Here is a 2,883-nt window from a genome sequence, read left to right on the forward strand (position 1 = left end):
CGCGACCAGGCTAACTGCCTCGCCTGCCACCACGCGCTCAACAGCAGCATCCTTAACATCCTTCGGAGTCCAACGCGTCACAACTACCTCCCGGTCGAAGTGGCGCATTCACCCCTTGACAGCACGCTTCCTCCTCTCGCCTTCCGAAGGCAAGATTGCTGGTGGATGCCTCGGATGCAAAAGGAAATGTAAGTGTACAAAACATTCAACTTTTTGATGGGGGCGAGGGAGCCGTCCCACATTTTCATAGGATTTCGTGTGAGTTCTTCTACGTCACTAAAGGGGAGCTGGAGTTTTGGGAGGATGGCCAAATTTACCAGCTAGGCGCGGGTGATTGCGCATTGGTTCTTCCGGGAGTTCCTCATGCTTTTGGAGCCGCTAAGGGTAGCGACGCGGATGTACTGGTAACTATCGCACCCGGTGTGGAGAGGTTTGAGTATTTCCGTATCTTGGGCGGGATAGTGAGTGGCAAGGTTCCTGAAGATGAGCTTGCCCGTCGAGAAGATGAATTCGATACGTATTTTGTGGATGCACAAGATTGGAGAGCGCATAGAGGAGGATAGGGATCCAGAATCTACGCTGCTTGCACTCTGGATGAAGGGGGGCGGACTGCGAGTGCCTTAGAGGATTGATTATTGCCAAACATGTCAAATCGGAATTCGAAAGCAGATATGCCAGTCCTACAATTGGCAGGGTTAGCGTTTGCCGCTTTCTTGGCCATAATGACCGAGACCATTCCTACGGGGGTTTTGGTTGATATGGGTGAGTCCTTTGGAACGACAACGGGAAAAGTAGGACAGTTTCTAACCGTTTATGCAGCTGGATCTGTGGTGGCTGCAATACCGGTGATGGCGGCAACTCGAAAAATGCCGCGTAAGCGTCTTTTGGTTATAGCTATCATGGGGCTTGGCGTTTTCAACGCTCTCACTGCTATTACTTCGTATTTGTGGTTAGCCTTTTTTGCTAGGTTTCTTGCCGGTATGGCCGGAGGTGTCGTTTGGGGTCTTGTGGCAAATTACGCTCGGAGTTTAGTCAGTTCGGAAAACGAAGGTCGCGCACTTGCCATTATCGGTTTTGGGCAGCCTTTGGCCTTAGCTTGTGGAGTCCCGCTTGGTGCATTAGGGGGTCAACACTTTGGTTGGAGGTTGACGCTTGGCATGCTAACAGTCGCATCCATCGTTTTAGCGTTATGGATTACGTTTGCAGTTCCTTCCCGGCCGGGACCTGTTGGAGATGGCCCAGGAGCCAATGTTCTTAAGAGATCGATTTTGATGCCTGGTGTGATGGGGGTGCTTGTAGCGCTTTTCGGCTGGACAGTAGCGCACAACATGGTTTACACGTACATTCAACCTTTAACCAGTGGTGTGGGAATAGCTCTTGGAATAGATGTTGTGCTTCTATTTTTTGGGATTTCTGCGGGGATCAGTATTTTACTTACTGCTGTCGTTGTAGATAAGAGATTGTTTCTGACTGGTCTAATCTCAGGAGCGTTGATGCTTTTAGGATTCTTGCTTTTGTCGGTACCGGCAGCTCCCAACTATTTTTTCATTTCAGGAATAGTCGTCTGGGGACTGGGATTTGGTGGTGCACCGACAGTTCTGCAGACTGCTTTAGCCAGAAATACAGTTAACTTGGCAGACATTGCACAGTCCTTTTTCGTTACTATCTTCAATCTTGGTGTAGGTATCGGTGGTGCGGTCGGTGGGGCAGTATCGAGTCTTTGGGGTGCTTCTGCTCTTAGTATTGGTGCAGGGGTGGTGTGTGTCTTGGTTTTCGGATTGCTCGTTGTAAGGAGTAGAGATTTTGGAAGGCAGCTTTGAGAGCTAGGCCACACACTTAGGTCGGGAAGAGCAGTCTTCGCTGCTCTCCGCCCAACTTTGCAACAACACCGTTCATTTCGCCCAATCGATGAAAGTCATTAGCACAAACAAAAGTGACCTTAACTAACTGCTCTAGTTAAGGTCACTTTTCTTGCATCATGATTTTACGATTTAATTACGCTCAAACCGTAAACGGACGTCCATAGTCAATGTCCTCATTACTCTTTTCCTGGAACGGAGCTAAAAGGTAGCGGCTTTTCCATGGGCAAGGAACTCTCCACAGATAGTAATCATTACCTACATATCCGTCTTCCCGTTGCACTCCTTCTGTCTCAGGTTGGGGGCGTACAACTCCATTAAACTTTTCGGGGATAAGGGCTCTACGACCTACTGGATCTGTCCACTGGAAATCATGTTCCCATCCTTCGTTAAAAGAACACCCATCGAAATAAACTAATACCTCACTCGGGGAACTGAGAGAATGGGGAGGGTTCTCTATCGGAATTTTCTCGTACCAAATGTCATGGTCTACTTTTTTGCCTTTATCAATCCACTCGAGAATCTCTTGCTCATCAAAACTGGCACCTGCAAAAACCTGGATTGCTCCATCAGGATCGGATAGAAAGAAGCGTTTGACGTAGGCAAGGTAAATATTAGATATATGCATTAACCGAGGCCGATCTTTTAAAGGTTGCCAGGAATCTTACATTTAACGCGCGCTGGATTACTATAAGCCCTCGCATAATAAGTTCCCGTTGAGGTAACAATTGTTCCTTCAGTTACCCCGATAAATGAGGTTTCGACGTCTCCAATGCAATCTTGTTCCACTTCACGCGAGGTGTACTTATGTGGAAGATTCTTCTTTTTATCGAATTTATAATCCGGTTTATTATCTGTACCACCCCTTAAATCAGGTGCTTTTTCCACCAAGCATAGTGAAGTGCCCCGGGTTTTGTTCCTAGGCATTTGCCTTGATTTCTATTATTGCTTGCGGCGGGTGCTGGTCCCAAAATTCGGTTTCCACTTCGACCGGGGTTCGGTATCCCAAGCTTTGGTGAAGCCT

The 2,883-nt window shown here is 47.9% G+C and carries 4 protein-coding genes; 2 read left to right on the forward strand and 2 right to left on the reverse strand.

Annotated features, from left to right (window positions below):
* Positions 1 to 161 precede the first annotated feature (161 nt).
* On the forward strand, positions 162 to 563 hold the full coding sequence (locus tag QP934_RS11340; protein ID WP_419127573.1) for a cupin domain-containing protein: 402 nt from the start codon (positions 162 to 164) through the stop codon (positions 561 to 563).
* Positions 564 to 671: 108 nt separating this feature from the next.
* Complete coding sequence (locus QP934_RS11345; RefSeq protein ID WP_023020231.1) at positions 672 to 1,820, forward strand: MFS transporter; 1,149 nt, start codon at positions 672 to 674, stop codon at positions 1,818 to 1,820.
* A gap of 181 nt (positions 1,821 to 2,001) precedes the next feature.
* Here the strand turns inward: QP934_RS11345 and QP934_RS11350 are convergent, their stop codons facing one another.
* Positions 2,002 to 2,487 carry a hypothetical protein gene (locus QP934_RS11350; protein WP_248099349.1) on the reverse strand — a complete coding sequence of 162 codons (486 nt, stop codon included), beginning with the start codon at positions 2,485 to 2,487 and terminating at the stop codon, positions 2,002 to 2,004.
* A gap of 17 nt (positions 2,488 to 2,504) precedes the next feature.
* The gene (locus QP934_RS11355) at positions 2,505 to 2,747 is read right to left on the reverse strand and encodes a hypothetical protein (RefSeq protein ID WP_248099348.1); all 243 of its coding nucleotides are present in this window, start codon (positions 2,745 to 2,747) and stop codon (positions 2,505 to 2,507) included.
* Between the last annotated feature and the right edge of the window lie 136 nt (positions 2,748 to 2,883).

Source organism: Corynebacterium sp. MSK122 (assembly GCF_030229435.2).
Taxonomy (GTDB): domain Bacteria; phylum Actinomycetota; class Actinomycetes; order Mycobacteriales; family Mycobacteriaceae; genus Corynebacterium; species Corynebacterium marquesiae.